Genomic DNA, 16,496 nt, shown 5'->3' on the forward strand with positions numbered 1-16,496 from the left:
GTGCAGACTATCATACCTTGGTGCACGTGTGGCAGCACCAGCTGGGCTATCCGGTGCGGCTGCGCGGGGCGTTCCGGATCGGGCTGTCCTATGACTACACCCTGCACGAAGGCGCGAGCCTGGCCGACTACAACATGGAGGCGCAAGGGGACTTACTGGCGGATTACTTTGTGCTCAGGCACCTGGACAAGCCGGCAGCGATGCGGCAGCAGCGTTATCGCGGCAGCCTGGCGCTGTACGAAGAGGTGCTGGCGCTGTTCGTGGCCGATCCGTCGAGCCGGGAAAACCTGCATCCTGGCGCCGCACGCTGGCTTGCCCTGCGCTTGGATGACTTGTCGAAGCGGCTTGTTCGCCCCAGCCGGCGATAGTCGGCGCCTTACTGCGGGCGTCCGGATTTCCTGACGACCGAAGCGTTCGGGGCGCTGCATGCGCGGGTGCACTGGCGGAACCTGGTGTCGCAGGTATCGAAGCGTTCCTGCTTTCGCTTCTGGAAGTCGGACCTTTCGGCGGTACGCGTGATTTCCGAAACCACCTGGCCGCGCGCCGCGTTACGCGCGTAGGGATTCTTGTCTTCGATTTCGAGGAGGGGCGAGGTATCGTGTGCCGTCGCCTCCAGCGCGCTTGCCTTGCATTCCTGTTTCTGGGACGCGCACAGCGAGGTGCACAGGCTCGGCTCTTCGGCCCGGCATGGCCCTGTGGCGCCGAGGCCCATCAGCGTGCATAAGAGGACGAGATGATGCAGCTTGGATTTCTTCATTGGTATCGACAATTGCTCGGAAGTGTCGAGTTTGATGCGTCGCCGCCGTCCTGGCAATGCGCTGGGCATGATCTTGCAGGTGTCTGCGGCAATGATGCGTTCCGCGATGGAGGCAAGCCTTCGCGCGTAGCGCCAGGCTTGCCTGTTGCGGAAGATGCCCGTGGAGCGTGGACCGGCGCCGTCGCCGATGCGGTCCACGCCGACGCGGGCCGGCCGGGGGATCAGCCGCGGCGGCGGCGCAGGGCGCCGAGGCCGGCCAGGCCCAGGCCCAGCAGTGCGATGCTGCCCGGCTCCGGCACCTGGTTCGTCTGGACGTTCTCGAAGGTATAGCTGGAAGCCGTGTACATCCCTTGGAAGCCGAAGCGGATACTGTCCGGGCCGGTCGAGGTAATGCTGGTCAGCGGGTTGCTGAAATACGGATGGACCGTGAGATCCGCCAGCGCCATGGTCGACACCGGTGCGCCCATGAAGCTGAGGTCGAACAGGAAGCGGTCCGGGAAGCTGCTGATATTGCCGAAGGTGCCGGAGTCCGTCTTGAGGATCACGCCGGTGTCGAACACGTCGACGCTCAGCGTCCATACCTGTCCAAAGACGTCGGTGGATTGGCCGGTGAATTCGACACCGCTGCCGACAGTCTGCGGACCTGCGAAGACGAGGTCGGCGCTGGCGTTGCCGGCGGTGAAGTTAAGCGACACCTGTTTGCCGATGTAGCCGGCGCTGGCGCTGGTCGAGATCAAGGCGGCGCTGATGCCGGCAATGGCGGTGAGGATGGTACGAGCAGCAAATTTCATGGAGTGTCTTTCAGGAGAAATAATTGTTTCCCCTTATAAAGCAAATATGATGCCATCTGGAAATTTGACAACAAAAACAATAACTTGTGCCTCTGCATGATCGGAGTATGTACATGAGTGTAAAGTTATTCGACATCAACTTGTGTTGCACAAGCGAAATATAGTCGCCGATGGTCGCGGGGCTCCTTCACCGGTTTTGTATGGGACGCGATGCGAATACTTTAAAATGGCGGATTCTTTTTCTTCTACCAACAGAGCATCATGACTCAAGACGAACTCAAGCAGGCAGTGGCACGCGCCGCCATCGATTACGTGGTCGACGGCGAAATCATCGGCGTCGGCACTGGCTCGACCGCCAACTTCTTCATCGACGAACTGGCCAAGATCAAGGACCGCATCAAGGGCACCGTGGCTTCGTCGGAAGGCACGGCGGCGCGCCTGCGCGGCCATGGCATTCCCGTGTTCGACATGAACGAAGTCGAGTCCATCGCCGTCTACATCGACGGCGCGGACGAGATCGACGCGGCCGGCGCGATGATCAAGGGCGGCGGCGCGGCCCTGACCCGCGAGAAGATCGTGGCCTCGATCTCGCAGAAATTCGTCTGCATCGCCGACGGCTCGAAGCTGGTGGAGACCATGGGCAAGTTCCCGCTGCCGGTCGAAGTCATCCCGATGGCGCGCGCGGCCGTGATGCGCAAGCTGGCAGCCCTGGGCGGCCAGCCGCGCCTGCGTACCAAGGCGGGCGGCGATGAAGCCTTCATCACCGACAACGGCGGCGAGATCATCGACGTGGCCGGCCTGTCGATCACCGACCCGGTGGCGCTGGAAACCCGGATCAACCAGATCGTCGGCGTGATCGCCGTCGGCCTGTTCGCGCAGCGCGGCGCCGATGTCTGCCTGCTGGGCATGGCGGAAGGCGTCAAGACCCTGTCGTTTTAAGTTCTGCGAGGCCTTTCCATGAAACCCGCGCTGCTGCTGGTGGCCGTCCTGCTGGGCGGTTGTTCCATGTTCAAGAGCAAGGTGGAGACGCCGGCGCCGGCGGCCGCCGCGAAGCCGGCGGCGCCGCAACTGGTCGATGCGAACGGCGCGCCGATCGAGCGGGTGCCGTTCCGCACCGGCGTTTCTTCCGCCACGGTCGAGAAGCTGGCGCGCGAGCAGGCTTGTACGAGCGGGCAGGGCGCGGGGCTGGTGACGGAGGCGGGGCCGATCGAGGTGTATCGGATGCGCTGCGAGGATGGGAAGGTGTTCATGGCGCGGTGTGAGTTACGCCAGTGCAGGAAGATGTGAGTGGTTGGCTGAGTCGACTGCACATTTCTAGGCCGAAGTCGCTCACCATAAGATCCCATCGACCTTTATAAACGTCATCCCGGCCTTCGCCGGGATGACGGTCTTGCGGCTAACGGTTTCTAATACTTACGCCGTCGGCGGCACGTAACCAACCGCCTGATCCGCGCCTTCACCAAAGAAATGCCGCTCCATCTGCGTCGCCAGGTACTTGCGCGCGCGGTCGTCCGCCAGGTTCAGGCGGTTCTCGTTGATCAGCATGGTCTGGTGCTTCAGCCATGCCTGCCAGGCTTCCTTCGACACGGACTGGTAGATCTTCTTGCCCATTTCGCCAGGAACCGGCGGGAAATCCAGCCCTTCGGCTTCCTTGTTCAGTTTGATGCAGTGGACGGTGCGGGCCATCGTGTACTCCTGTATTCGAAGATGTGATTCAGAGACGGTGTAAAACCACCATTATAAAGACTTGATCAGGACCTGTGACCGGCGCTGCCAGTTATACATGTGCTGGCGGTCCTTCGGCAGGTCGTCCACGGTGGCCGGCACGAAGCCGCGCTTCTTGAACCAGTGCGAGGTGCGGGTGGTCAGCACGAACAGCTTGTTCAGGCCGGCCGAACGGGCGCGGTTTTCCATGTGCTTGAGGATGCGCTCGCCGTCGCCCTGGGTCTGGGCGTCCGGGCTCACCGTCAGGCAGGCCATCTCGGCCATTTTCGATTCCGGGAACGGATACAGGGCCGCGCAGCCGAAGATCACGCCGTCGTGCTCGATCACCGAGAACTGGTCGATCTCGCGCTCGATCAGCTCGCGGCCGCGGTAAACCAGGGTGCCGTCGGCTTCCAGAGGCTCGATCAGCTTGATAATTCCGCCGACGTCCTCAATTGTGGCCTGGCGCAGGCTTTCCAGGTTCTCGTGGCTGACCATGGTGCCGACGCCATCGTGGGTGAAGACCTCGAGCAGGGCCGAGCCGTCGACGTTGAAGGGCACGATGTGGGCGCGGTCGACACCGCTGTTGCAGGCCTTGATCGCGTGCTGCAGGTAGAAGGCCGCGTCGGGCGGCAGGAAGCCCGCCTGCAGCACCGCTTCGGCCTGGTGCGAGGACAGTTCGCGCAGCTCGGCGTCGCCGGCGTCCTTCATCATCGGCGTTTCGGTGATGTAGATCAGCTTGTCGGCGTGCAGGGCGATCGCGGCCGCGGCGGCCACGTCTTCCATCGTCAGGTTGAAGATTTCGCCGGTGGGCGAGAAGCCCAGCGGCGACAGCAGCACCAGGCTGTCCTCGGTCTGCAGGATCGGGTGGATCTTCTCGGCGTGGATCTTGCGGGTCACGCCGGTCAGCTCGAAATCGGTGCCGTCGATTACGCCGAGCGGGCGGGCGACCACGAAGTTGCCCGAGACGATACTGATCTGGGCGTGCGACATCGGCGTGTTCGGCAAGCCCTGGCTGAAGGCGGCTTCGATATCGAGGCGCAATTCGCCAGCGGCTTCCTTCGCGCATTCGAGCGCGGCGCTGTCGGTAATCCGGATACCGTTGTGGAAACGGCCTTCGACATTGCGCAGCGCAAGCTGTTCCGCGACCTGGGGCCGCGAGCCGTGCACCAGCACGATGCGGATGCCGAGTCCGACCAGCAGCGACAAATCCTGCGCCAGCACCGGCAGGGCGCCGGAGGCGACCAGTTCACCGGGGAAGGCGACCACGAAGGTCTTGCCGCCAAAGGCATGAATATACGGCGCGACAGAGCGCAGCCACTGGACGAATTGGGTAGGGTTTTCCATTTGCCGCATTATAATTCGCTGCGCGATGTGCGCACCAAATACCTTGTAAAAATCAATGTCTGAACAGAGTAACAAGCCTTCGCCGCAGCCGGCGCGCGCCGCGTCCCCGAACCAAGCATCCGAGCAGCGCCCGCGCCGCGTGGAGGGCGAGCCGCGCGCGCCGATGACGCAGACCCGTGACGGCGAGCTGCAGACCAAGAAAGAGCGCGGCGCCGAGCGCAGGAACGATAACCGTCCGCCACGCGAGGGCCAGCGCGAGCAGCCGCGCCGCGAAGGCGACAAGCCGCGCGCCGAGCGTCCGCCGCGTCCTCCCCGCGACGAGGCACCGGTCGCGCGCAACCCGCTGCCGCCGATTACCTTCCCCGAAGACCTGCCGGTCTCCGGCCGCCGGGCCGAGATCGCGAAGGCGGTGAGCGAGAACCAGGTGGTGATCGTCTCGGGCGAGACCGGCTCGGGCAAAACCACCCAGTTGCCCAAGATCTGCCTGGCCCTGGGCCGCGGCGAGAAGGGCCTGATCGGCCATACCCAGCCGCGCCGGATCGCGGCTTCGTCCACCGCCAAGCGCATCGCCCAGGAACTCGGTTCGCCGCTGGGCGAGCACGTGGGCTACAAGGTCCGCTTCAACGACACCCTGCACAAGGGCGCCTCGGTCAAGCTGATGACCGACGGTATCCTGTTGGCCGAAACCCAGACTGACCCGCTGCTCAAGGCCTACGACACGATCATCATCGACGAGGCGCACGAGCGCAGCCTGAACATCGACTTCCTGCTCGGCTACCTGAAGCAGCTGCTGCCGCGCCGTCCGGACCTCAAGATCATCATCACTTCGGCGACCATCGACGCCGACCGCTTTGCGCGCCACTTCGGCACGCCGGAGAAACCCGCGCCCGTGATCGAGGTCTCGGGCCGCCTGTACAAGGTCGAAGTGCGCTACCGCCCGGTGGACCGCGAGCCGGCCGGCGTGACCGCCAAGCCGGGCGAGCCGCCGCCGAAGGCGCAGGCCGCGCGCGACAAGCGCGATTTGATGGACGCGGTGGTCGACGGCGTCGATGAACTGTGCCGCATCGGTTCGGGCGACGTGCTGGTCTTCCTGCCGGGCGAGCGCGAGATCCGCGACTGCGCCGAGGCCCTGCGCAAGCACCATCCGCCGCACGTCGAGATCCTGCCGCTGTTCGCCCGCCTGTCGGTGGAAGAACAGGACCGGGTGTTCCGCACCACGAACGCGCGCCGCATCGTGCTGGCCACCAACGTGGCCGAGACCTCGCTGACCGTGCCGGGCATCCGCTACGTGGTCGATACCGGCCTGGCGCGCGTGAAGCGCTACAGCTTCCGCAACAAGGTCGAGCAGCTGCAGATCGAGCCGGTCGCGCAATCGGCGGCCAACCAGCGCGCCGGCCGTTGCGGCCGCGTGGCCGACGGCGTCTGCATCCGCCTGTACGAGGAAGACGATTACAACAAGCGTCCCAAGTTCAGCGATCCGGAGATCCTGCGGTCCTCGCTGGCCTCGGTCATCCTGCGCATGAAGTCGCTGCGCCTGACCGACGTCGAGACCTTCCCCTTCATCGAGGCGCCGCAGGGTCGCGCGATCGCCGACGGCTACCAGCTGCTGCAGGAAATCGGCGCGGTCGACGACACCAACGAACTGACGCCGCTGGGCCGCAAGCTGGCCAAGCTGCCGCTCGACCCGCGCGTGGGCCGCATGATCCTGGCCGCGCTGGACAATCATTGCCTGAGCGAGATGCTGATCGTCGCCTCGGCGCTGTCGACGCAAGACCCGCGCGACCGCCCGATCGAATACCAGCAGCAGGCCGACGAGAAGCACAAGAAGTTCGCCGACGAGAAGTCCGAGTTCCTCAGCTACCTCAAGATCTGGAAGTGGTTCGAGGAAGCGATCGAGCACAAGAAGTCCAACCGCCAGCTGCAGGACAACTGCCGCGCCAACTTCCTGTCGCAGCTGCGCCTGCGCGAGTGGCGCGACGTGCATTCGCAGCTGCTCACCATCGTGCGCGAGCAGGGCTGGCGCCTGAACGAATCCCCGGCCACCTACGAGCAGCTGCACCTGGCGCTGCTCACCGGCCTGCTGGGCAACATCGGCTTCAAGGCCGAGGACGAGCAGGGCGGCGTCTACCTGGGCGCGCGCGGCATCAAGTTCCACATATGGCCCGGTTCGACCTTGGGCAAGAAGGCGGGACGCTGGATCATGGCGGCCGAACTGGTCGAGACCACGCGCCTGTACGCGCGCACCATCGCCCAGATCCAGCCGGAGTGGATCGAGAAGATCGGCGGCCACCTGCTGAAGAAATCTTGGGGCGAGCCGCGCTGGGAAAAGCGCCAGGCGCAAGTGACGGCGCTGGAGCGCGCGACCCTGTACGGCATCGTCGTCTACAGCAACCGCCGCATCAACTACAGCCAGCACAACCCGCTGGAGGCGCGCGAGATCTTCATTCGCGACGCCCTGGTCGCCGGCGACTACGAGACGCGCCTGCCGTTCTACGCCCACAACCACAAGCTGGTGAAGGAGATCGAGAACCTCGAGCACAAGTCGCGCCGCCAGGACGTGCTGGTGGACGACCAGCTGATCCACGCCTTCTACGACAAGGAAATCCCGACCACGGTCGTGAACGGCGCGGGCTTCGAGAAGTGGTACAAGGACGCGTCCCACGACAATCCCAAGCTGCTGTATTTGAACCGCGAAGAGCTGATGCGCCACGAGGCGGCCGGCGTCACCACCGAGCTGTTCCCGAAGACCATGAGCGTCACCGGGATCGAGATGGGGCTGAGCTACCACTTCGAGCCGGGCAGCGTGCGCGACGGCGTGACCCTGGCGGTGCCGCTGTTCGCGCTGAACCAGATTCCGCAGGAGCGCGCCGCCTGGCTGGTGCCGGGCATGCTCAAGGAAAAAGTGCACTTGCTGCTGAAATCCCTGCCGCAGAAGCTGCGCCGCCATTGCGTGCCGCTGCCGGAATATGCGGCCAGGTTCGTCGACCGCATCGACGCGGCGGGCAGCTTCGGCCGGGGCGACCTGATCGACGTCCTGATTGCCGACATCCACGCCCAGACCGGGGTGCGGGTGCTGACCACGGACTTCAAGCTCGAGACCCTGCCGGCCCACCTGTTCATGAACTTCAAGGTGATCGACGAGCACGGCCGCCAGCTGGACGTGGGCCGCAACCTGGCGACCCTGCAGGCGGAGCTGGGCGGCCAGGCGCGCCAGAGCTTCCAGAAGCTGGCGGAAGCCAAGCCGGCCGCGCCGGCGGCGCCCGTGCGTGCGCAGCAGCAGCCTGCCGCTGCGCCGCCGCCGGCGGGCAAGGGGAAGGGCGCCCAGCCCGCCGCCGCGCCGGCGCCGGCGGCATCGGCCTCCGCCAGCCAGCACACCGGCATCACCAGCTGGAGCTTCGGCGAACTGCCCGAACTGCTGGAGATCAACCAGGGCAAGCTGACCCTGATCGGTTTCCCGGCGCTGGTGGACAAGGGCACGCATTGCGACCTGGAAGTCTTCGACGACCCGAACGTGGCGGCGCGCACCCACCGCATCGGCCTGCGCCGCCTGTTCGCGCTGCAGTTCAAGGAGCAGCTCAAGTTCGCCGAGAAGAACATCCCGGGCCTGCAGCAGATGGGCATGCAGTTCATGAGCGTGGGCACCCAGGAAGACCTGCGCGACCAGATCGTGGCCAAGGCGATCGACATCGCCTGCCTGCAGGATCCGCTTCCCACGGATGCGGCCTCGTTCAACAAGCGCAAGGACGAGGGCAAGGGGCGCATCGGTCTCCTCATCAACGAGGTCGCGCGCCTGGCGGGGCAAGTGCTGGCCGAATTCCACGGCTTGCCGAAGCGCCTGCAAAGCCTCCCGCAGCCGGTGGCGGCCGATATCCAGGCACAGTTGCAGGGACTGGTGCACAAGCGCTTCATCGCCGACAACGAGTATGCACAGCTGGCGCACTTCCCGCGCTACCTGAAGGCGATCAACGTCCGCATCGAGAAGCTGCGCACGAATGCTTCGCGCGACGCGCAGCTGATGGCGGAGTGGCAGAACGCGGCCAGCCAGTTCCAGCGTACGCTCAAAAACCAGGCGGGCAAGAACAACGATCCGCGCATGGTGGAGTTCAGGTGGATGCTGGAGGAGTTGCGGGTGTCGCTGTTCGCGCAGGAGCTGCGTACGCCGATGCCGGTGTCGGCGAAGAGGTTGCAGAAGGTGTGGGAGTCGATGATCCGGTAAGGCTGGATCGGCTGTTCGAGAGCTGCTTGAACTTGGGTCCCCGCCTGCGCGGGGATGACGTTGCTTTATGGTGGGGGAATATCGCTAGCTGACACTTTAGCCGGCCGCCCATGATCCGTCATCCCCGCGAAGGCGGGGACCCAAGTTTGCAAGCACACCACCACAGCACCCTTCACCCAATATTACTCCCCCGAATCCTGCTCAAATCCTTGTCATCCCCGTCGTGCCCCGGCCGCGGATCCGCACTCCCCCCCGGCCCATACGACGCCGATCCCCCCGCGCCCGTTCCCGCCGTGCCGCTGCCCGAACCGCTCCCCAGGTCGCCACCACCGGCCGACCCCGACCCCATGCTCGACCCCATCCCGCTGCCCATGCGCGACGACCCCGTGCCCGCGCTGGCGCCGCCGACCAGTCCACCCACGGCTACGCCCGGCCCCATGCTGGGCGCACCCGGCTGGTTGACGTCGGTCCCGTAGAAGCTGTGGATCCCGCTCGCCCAGCTCATGTCGCTCATGTCGGGCCAGGCGTCCTTGTCGAAGCCCGGCGCATGCTTGAGCTTTTCCCGGTCCACGTTCAGCACGAAGCGGTGGTTGGCGGTGTCCAGGTGCAGCGCCTGCCAGGGCACGGCGAACAGCTTCTCGCCCATGCCCATGAAGCCCCCGAAGGCCAGCACGGCGTAGGCGACCTGGCCGGTCTGCATGTCGAGCATGATTTCCTTGATGTCGCCAAGGTTTTCCTCGTTGGCATTGACGACGCTGTCGCCGATCAAGGTGTCGGCGCCCATCAGGGCCGGGCCCGGACCCGCGTGGCGCGTGTCCCTGTACATCCCGTATTTGTCACGATCTGCGTAGCTCATTTCGTCCTCCCTGGTCCAATGACCTCTGCGGCAATCGCTCGCTATCCGAACAGGGTAGCGTGCAGCATTGCTGTAACAATCATATGGCTCAATGGAGGCAGGGCGCGCGCGTTAGTGACTGCTGAGTTGTCCCACTAAGCGAGTTAGCGCACAGAACAGGGCAAGCAGTATGGCTATTCTGCCAAGTAATGTTTCGGAGACTACAACAATGACGATCAATGCGCGTTGCAACTACGGCGGTTCGCTGGGCCAGCTGATCCGCACCCGTTCGCTTTCTTCCCTGTTCGCCAAGTTGCGCTGGATGCGGAGCCGCTAATCCCGGCCGGATTGCCTACGATGGGCACACGCAAACAAAAAACGGGATGGCCGTGAAGCCATCCCGTTTTCGTTTGAATCAGACTGAAGATCAGTCGACCGTCGCGCCGCTATCCTTCACGACCTTCGACCACTTGACCGATTCCGCCTGCACGAACTTGGAGAAGTTCGCCGGGGTGTCGCCCACGTACTCGGTGCCGGTATCGGCCAGCACCTTCTGGAAGTCGGCGCCCTTCATGACCTTCTGTGCTTCGGCGTTGATCTTGGCGATGACCGGGGCCGGGGTCTTGGCCGGCGCGAACAGGCCGTACCAGGCGTAGGACTCGATCGCCGGCAGGCCGGCTTCGGCGAAGGTCGGCACGTCCGGCAGCAGCGGCGAGCGCTTGGTGCCCGACTGGGCGATCGGCTTCACCTTGCCGCTCTTGATGTGCGGCATGATCGCGATGGTGCTGTCGAACATCATCGGCACGTGGCCGCCCAGCAGGTCCGAGATCGCCGGCGCCGAACCCTTGTACGGCACGTGGATCATGTCGAGCTTGGCGACGCTGGCGAACAGTTCGCCGGTCAGGTGCTGCGGGGTGCCGTTGCCCGACGAGGCGTACTGGAACTTGCCCTTTTGCGCCTGGATGTGGGCCATCAGTTCCTTCAGGTTCTTGGCCGGCACGGAAGGGTGGGCCACCAGCACCAGCGGTGCGCGCAGCAGGTTGGTGACCGGCGCCAGTTCCTTGATCGGGTCGAAGGCCATTTTCTTGTACAGGCTCGGATTGATGACGATCGGGGCGCTCGAGGTGATCAGGAGGGTGTGGCCGTCCGGATTGGCGCGGGTTACCGCGGCCGTACCGATGTTGCCGCCGCCGCCGGCGCGGTTATCGATGACGAAGGTCTGGCCCAGGTTCTGGGTCAAGCCCTTGGCCAGCGGACGCGCCGCGATGTCCGACGGACCGCCCGGCGGCCATGGCACCACGACGGTGACATTACCGGTGGGCCAGTTCTGGGCCAGGGCGCTGGCGGAGAGGACAGTGGCGGCGATGGCAAAGGCGAATTTGCCGTTGGTGGGGAAGAGACGCATATGCAAACCCTTTATTGGTTGTCCATTCGGTGGTTGTCGAGTCAATAACCGGCGCAACGATTCTACACCAAGGGCAATCCGGGGCAACACCGTGTCATTGCGTATTGGCTGGCAGACACAGTCGTGCTAGACTGGAAATATGCAGATCAACATTTTCCACTTCGGAGCATGTCGTCGCGGGCCCATGGGAGCCTGCTGCTAAGCATTTCTGCAACCACAGTTAGCACTTCTATCGGCCACAGCGAACTCGTTTCCCTGTGGCCTTTGTCTTTTCTGGAGCCGCGATGGACCTGATGCTGTACGACACTTACGAGCGCGCACTGCGCCCCTTCCACCCCCTGCAAGCGGGCCGGGCGGGACTGTACGCCTGCGGTCCCACGGTCTACGACTACGCCCACATCGGCAACCTGCGCACCTATTTGTTCGGCGACACCCTGCGCCGCGTGCTGGAGCTGAACGGCCACGCGGTCCGGCACATCATCAACATCACCGACGTCGGCCACCTGAGCTCGGACGCCGATACCGGCGAAGACAAGATGGAAAAGGGCGCCCGCCGCACCGGCCGCTCGGCCTGGGACATCGCGGCCTATTACACGGCCGCCTTCCAGCAGGATATCCAGCGGCTCGGCATCCGCGCGCCGGCCATGTGGGCGCGCGCCACCGACCACATTCCCGAACAGATCGCCTTCATCGAGGAGATCGAGCGCCAGGGCTTCGCCTACCGCACCGGCGACGGCATCTACTTCGACACCGCGCGGCTGCCGGCCTACGGCCACCTGGCGCGCCTGAATACCGCGGGCCAGCGGGCCGGGCACCGGGTCGAGGTCGGCGACAAGCGTTCGCCGACCGACTTCGCGCTGTGGAAGTTCAGCACGGCAGGCGAGCGGCGCCAGATGGAATGGGACAGTCCCTGGGGCCGCGGCTTCCCTGGCTGGCACATCGAATGCTCGGCCATGTCGGCCAAGTACCTGGGCGCGCTGTTCGACATCCATATCGGCGGCGAGGACCATATCCCCGTGCACCACTCGAATGAGATCGCCCAGCACGAGGCCTGCCATGGCCACGCGCCGGCGCGCTACTGGCTGCACGGCGCCTTCCTGCAGCTGGAGAGCGGGGACAAGATGTCGAAGTCCGACGGCGGCTTCCTGCGCCTGGCAACCCTGGTGGAGCGGGGCTTCGAGCCGCTGGCCTACCGCTACCTGGTGCTGACCGCCCACTACCGCTCGCCGCTGGCCTTCTCGTGGCCGGCGCTGCAGGCGGCGCAGACGGCGCTGAACCGGCTGCGCCAGGCGGTGCACGCGCTGCCGGAAGGGGGCGAGGCCGATCCGGCCTACCGCGAGGCGATGCTGGCGGAGCTGAACGACGACCTGAATACGCCGCGCGCCCTGGCGCTGGCGTGGGAAGTGTTGAAGTCAGGGTTGGACGGCAAGGTGAAGCGGGCCACCATCGCCTGGCTGGACGAGGCGCTCGGGCTGGGCCTGGAGGCATGGCGTCCGGTTGCCGTCGAGGTGCCGCAAGCGGTCAAGGACCTGATCGCCGCCCGCGGCCAGGCGCGTAGTGAAAAGCGCTGGAAGGATGCCGATGCCCTGCGGCTTGCGATCGAAGAAGCAGGCTTCATCGTGCGCGATACGCCGGATGGCCCCGTGGCCGAACCAAGCCGGATTGGTTGAGACCCGCTTGGCTGCTTTCAACCGTTGCCCGCAAGACCGTCGTTCCGGCGAAGGCCGGAACCCAAGTTCGTCGCGCAGCCGATACGCATGCAAAACTTGGACCCCGGCCTCCGCCGGAGTGACGGTCTCACATCTAACGGTACTACATCCTAGGCCCGCGACGCCGCTCCCGTAAAGTGCTGCTCGATCTCCTCCAGCGTCTTCCCCTTGGTCTCCGGCAGCAGGAAAGCCGCGGTCAGGAAGTAGAGCACCGAGAAGCAGGCCCCGAAGAAGAACACCGTCGAATACCCGTAATAGCCCACGGTCGGCAGGAACATGGCCGCGATCACGGTCGACACGAACTGGTTGATCAGGAGCGCGATGCTCATGCCATTCGAGCGGATCCGGGTCGGCATCAGCTCCGACAAGGCCAGCCACACGCACACCCCCGGTCCCACCGCGAAGCCGGCCACGAACAGGCAGATCGCCAGGGCCACCCGCCAGCCATGGGCCTCGGACGGCACCGGGCCGAGCCAGGCGCGTTCGATGCTCAAGGGAGCATCCTTGGCGGCGGCCGGGTCGGCGAAGGGATTCAGGTGCCAGCGGCGCAGCGAGGCGCCGATCACGCTGTCCTCCTGCACCGTGTCCTCGCGGCGCAGCGTCATGGCCGGCAGCAGCGGGTCGTCGCTGCGCCGCGCCTGCACGTTGGTGAAGGGACCATAGGCATAGGCCACGGTCAGCTGCTGCGGCGCATCGCTGCCACCGCCGAGTGACGCCAGTTGCTTGCCGTCCAGGCGCAGCGCCAGCTGGCCGTCTTTCACCTGGGCTTCCACCGCCGCGCGCACGTCGCGCTGCTCCGATTCGGCGCCGCGGAACAGCAGCCCGGCGGACACCAGGGCCACCACGATGCAGCCGCTGCCCAGCATCAGCAGGAACTTGCGGCCCTTGCGGTCGACCAGGGCCACGGCAACCACGGTCATGACGGCGTTCAGCACCTTCAGGGCCACGTCCGCCGTGTTGGCGGTGGCGCCGGGCAGGCCGGCCTGGTTCAGGATGGTGACCACGTAGGCCAGGATGGAATTGATGCCGGTGGCCTGGGTCAGGGCCAGCACCAGGCAGGCCAGCAGGAAGGGCAGCACGTAGCGGCGGCTGGCCAGCGATTCGCGCGCGTTTGAGACCGGCGCGGCCGGGAGGTCGGCCTTGGCGTGGCCGCGCAGGGCCAGCCAGCGCGGCGATTCCTTCAGCGCCAGGCTGCCGAGGGTGAACACCAGGCCCGGCGCCAGGCAGATCCAGAAAATGGTGCGCCAGGCATGGTCCTGGGCCGCGAACACGGCGGCGGCGCGCTCGGCCTGGGGCAGCGCGGCGGCGGCCTGGGTGACGGCGTCGACGTTCTGCGCCTGGCTCAGGCCGATGACGGCTGCCCCCACCAGGCCGATGGTCAGCATCAGCTGGAACAGGGCGGCGCCGCGCCCACGCTCTGCGGCGGGCAGCGATTCGGCCAGGTAGAGCGGCACCACGACGCCGATCAGGCCACCGCTGATCCCCTGCAGCAGGCGGCCCAGCAGCAGCGGGGTGTAGCCGTCGGATAGCGAGATCATCGGGATGCTGAGCGTGAACAGCGCGCCCGCCAGCACCATGGACCAGCGCCGTCCGATGAGGTCGGCCAGCGCGCCCGCGAACAGCGAGGACAGGACGGAACCCAGCAGCACCGCCGCCACGATGAAGGACAGCTGCTGGGTGCTCAGCTTCCAGGCCACCGTGGCCGTCGATTCCAGGTAGGGCAGGGCGCCGGCGATGATGCCGACGTCGATCCCGTACAGCAGGCCGCCCATGCCGGCGATGAACAGCAGGTAGCGCTTGCCGCGCTCGCCCGTAGAGGTAACAGCGTCCATGGTGTCTCCGTTGTAGCTTGTTATGGTCGGTTCAAATCGATCGCTTCACCCTCGACGAAGACGGCCACCGGCCGCAATCCTTCGTCGAGCACCACGATGTCGGCCCAGGCGCCGGGCGCCAGGCGGCCGCGCAGGGTTTCGCCGAGGTAGTCGGCGGGGTAGAGCGATACGCGGTGCGAGGCGTCGGCCAGGTCCAGCCCCAGGTCGACGAAGTTGCGCAGCGCCTGGTCCATGGTCAGCACGCTGCCGGCCAGCGAACCGCTGGCCAGGCGCACGCAGCCCGCGCACTTGAATACACGCTGGGTGCCTAGGGCGTATTCGCCGTCCGGCATGCCGGTGGCGGAGGTCGCATCGGTGATGCCGTACAGGCGGGGAATGGCGCGCAGGGCCGCGCGCAGCGCACCCTGGCCGACGTGCTCCAGGTCGGGAATGATCTCCGCGTACTCTGCATGGGCGAGGGCGGCGCCGACGATGCCGGGCTCGCGGTGGTTCATGCCGGTCATGCCGTTGTACAGATGGGTAAAGCCGGCCGCTCCGGCGCGCAGCGCCGCGACGCCGTCCTCGAAACTGCCGGCGCTGTGGCCGACCTGCACCCGGATGCCGAGCGCGGCGAGATCGGGAATCAAATCCAGGTGGCCGTCGACTTCCGGCGCGATGGTCAGCACCCGGATCGGCGCGACGGCGTGCAGGCTTTGCACCAGTTCCAGGGTGGCGGGGATCACGTCCGGCGGCTGGGCCCCGAGGCGCTTCTGGCTGAGAAAAGGACCTTCGAGGTGCACGCCCAGCATGCGCGCGCCGCCTTGCGGGCGCTGGGCGATGACGCCGGCCAGGCCGCGCAGGGCGCGCCGGATGTCGAGCTCCTTGGCCGTCATGGTGGTGCCGAGCAGGGAAGTGGTGCCGTACCGGGCGTGGGTGCGGGCGATGATGGCGCCGGCATCGCCGCCCTGCATGCTGTCGGCGCCGGCCGCGCCGTGCACGTGCAGGTCGACGAAGCCGGGGAGGATGGTGAGCCCGCTGGCGGCAGGTCCTTCGGTGATCCGGTGGATGCAGTCGCCGAAGGCGATGCTGCCTGTGATCCAGCCTTCGGGAGTAAGGATTCTGCCGCTGAGCATTTATTCCGCTATGAGTAATTCGATGCCCAGCTTTTGCAGCCCCTCACGGTATTCAGGACTGATGCTGGCATCGGTGATGACGGTATCGACCCGGTCCAGCTGCACGATGCGGTGCAGGCTGACCCGGCCGAACTTGGAGGCGTCGGTGAGCACGATGATCTTCTTGGCGCGCTCGACCATCTTGTGGTTCAGGCTTGCCTCGGCCTCGTGGTGGGTGGTGACGCCGAACTGCAGGTCGAAGCCGTCCACGCCCAGGAACAGCTTGTCGAAGTTATAGGCCTGCAAGGTAGCCTCGGCCTGGCTGCCCTGGATCGACAGCGACTGCTTGCGCAGCAGGCCGCCCGTCAAGATCAGGTCCACGCCCGGCGACTCGGCCAGCTCCCAGGCGATGTTCAGGCCATTCGTCATCACCGTTACGCTGTTGGCGTCGCGCAGGTGGCGCGCCAGCGAGATGGTGGTGGTGCCCGAGTCGATGATGATGTTGTCGCCTTCCTGCACCAGGGTGGCGGCCAGGGCGCCGATGCGCTCCTTCTGCTCCTGGTTGATCGCATCCTTCTGGCGGATCGTGTGCTCCGGCGGCGGGGTGCGGGTGAGGGTGGCGCCGCCGTGGCTGCGGGTGGCCAGCCCCTGTGCCTCGAGCGCGCTCAGGTCGCTGCGGATGGTCACCGCCGACACGCCGTACTCCTGCACCAGGTCGGTCACCTGGACCGAGCCCTGGCGGGTCAGCAGTTGGAGGATGGCTTCGCGGCGTTGGGTGGTGTTTCGCATGGTGGCGGCTCGGGTCGACG

General features: G+C 65.8%; 14 protein-coding genes. 5 read left to right on the top strand and 9 right to left on the bottom strand.

All coding sequences use genetic code 11. From position 1 onward, the window contains the following. Nucleotides 1-26: 26 nt before the first annotated feature. On the top strand, nt 27-368 hold the full coding sequence (locus KBW98_RS02830; RefSeq protein WP_211518574.1) for a hypothetical protein: 342 nt from the start codon (nt 27-29) through the stop codon (nt 366-368). 8 nt (nt 369-376) lie between these two features. Here the strand turns inward: KBW98_RS02830 and KBW98_RS02835 are convergent, their stop codons facing one another. Together KBW98_RS02835 and KBW98_RS02840 are read right to left on the bottom strand one after the other, a co-directional pair. Next, complete coding sequence (locus KBW98_RS02835; protein WP_211518575.1) at nt 377-955, bottom strand: hypothetical protein; 579 nt, start codon at nt 953-955, stop codon at nt 377-379. A gap of 23 nt (nt 956-978) precedes the next feature. Beyond that, a complete protein-coding gene (locus KBW98_RS02840; RefSeq protein ID WP_211518576.1) occupies nt 979-1,548 on the bottom strand; it encodes a PEP-CTERM sorting domain-containing protein in 570 nt (189 codons plus the stop codon). 261 nt (nt 1,549-1,809) lie between these two features. Here KBW98_RS02840 and rpiA point away from each other — a divergent pair, with 261 nt between their 5' ends. Further along, a complete protein-coding gene (gene rpiA, locus KBW98_RS02845; protein ID WP_211518577.1) occupies nt 1,810-2,487 on the top strand; it encodes a ribose-5-phosphate isomerase RpiA in 678 nt (225 codons plus the stop codon). Between the two features lie 18 nt (nt 2,488-2,505). Next, on the top strand, nt 2,506-2,835 hold the full coding sequence (locus KBW98_RS02850) for a hypothetical protein (protein WP_211518578.1): 330 nt from the start codon (nt 2,506-2,508) through the stop codon (nt 2,833-2,835). A gap of 126 nt (nt 2,836-2,961) precedes the next feature. Here KBW98_RS02850 and KBW98_RS02855 read toward each other — a convergent pair whose 3' ends face one another. Beyond that, complete coding sequence (locus KBW98_RS02855) at nt 2,962-3,234, bottom strand: oxidative damage protection protein (protein WP_211518579.1); 273 nt, start codon at nt 3,232-3,234, stop codon at nt 2,962-2,964. Between the two features lie 51 nt (nt 3,235-3,285). Next, nucleotides 3,286-4,599, bottom strand: coding sequence for an amino-acid N-acetyltransferase (gene argA, locus KBW98_RS02860; protein WP_211518580.1), 1,314 nt, complete (start codon nt 4,597-4,599; stop codon nt 3,286-3,288). A 55-nt stretch (nt 4,600-4,654) separates the two neighbouring features. Here argA and hrpA point away from each other — a divergent pair, with 55 nt between their 5' ends. Then, nucleotides 4,655-8,815, top strand: coding sequence for an ATP-dependent RNA helicase HrpA (hrpA, locus tag KBW98_RS02865; protein ID WP_373888896.1), 4,161 nt, complete (start codon nt 4,655-4,657; stop codon nt 8,813-8,815). Nucleotides 8,816-8,987: 172 nt separating this feature from the next. Here hrpA and KBW98_RS02870 read toward each other — a convergent pair whose 3' ends face one another. Both KBW98_RS02870 and KBW98_RS02875 read right to left on the bottom strand, forming a co-directional pair. After that, nucleotides 8,988-9,671 carry a PRC-barrel domain-containing protein gene (locus tag KBW98_RS02870; protein ID WP_211518581.1) on the bottom strand — a complete coding sequence of 228 codons (684 nt, stop codon included), beginning with the start codon at nt 9,669-9,671 and terminating at the stop codon, nt 8,988-8,990. A 406-nt stretch (nt 9,672-10,077) separates the two neighbouring features. After that, nucleotides 10,078-11,055 carry a tripartite tricarboxylate transporter substrate binding protein gene (locus KBW98_RS02875; protein ID WP_211518582.1) on the bottom strand — a complete coding sequence of 326 codons (978 nt, stop codon included), beginning with the start codon at nt 11,053-11,055 and terminating at the stop codon, nt 10,078-10,080. A gap of 284 nt (nt 11,056-11,339) precedes the next feature. Here KBW98_RS02875 and cysS point away from each other — a divergent pair, with 284 nt between their 5' ends. After that, complete coding sequence (cysS, locus tag KBW98_RS02880) at nt 11,340-12,725, top strand: cysteine--tRNA ligase (RefSeq protein WP_211518583.1); 1,386 nt, start codon at nt 11,340-11,342, stop codon at nt 12,723-12,725. Nucleotides 12,726-12,874: 149 nt separating this feature from the next. Here cysS and KBW98_RS02885 read toward each other — a convergent pair whose 3' ends face one another. Genes KBW98_RS02885 through KBW98_RS02895 form a run of 3 tightly spaced genes read right to left on the bottom strand, consistent with a single transcriptional unit; the run spans nt 12,875 to nt 16,476 of the window. Next, nucleotides 12,875-14,596, bottom strand: coding sequence for an MFS transporter (locus KBW98_RS02885; protein WP_211518584.1), 1,722 nt, complete (start codon nt 14,594-14,596; stop codon nt 12,875-12,877). Between the two features lie 20 nt (nt 14,597-14,616). Beyond that, on the bottom strand, nt 14,617-15,708 hold the full coding sequence (locus KBW98_RS02890) for an N-acetylglucosamine-6-phosphate deacetylase (protein WP_211518585.1): 1,092 nt from the start codon (nt 15,706-15,708) through the stop codon (nt 14,617-14,619). Continuing rightward, nucleotides 15,709-16,476, bottom strand: a complete 768-nt coding sequence (locus tag KBW98_RS02895; protein WP_211518586.1) for a DeoR family transcriptional regulator — start codon at nt 16,474-16,476, stop codon at nt 15,709-15,711. Between the last annotated feature and the right edge of the window lie 20 nt (nt 16,477-16,496).

It is taken from the genome of Massilia sp. ST3 (genome assembly GCF_018119405.1).
Lineage (GTDB): Bacteria > Pseudomonadota > Gammaproteobacteria > Burkholderiales > Burkholderiaceae_D > Telluria.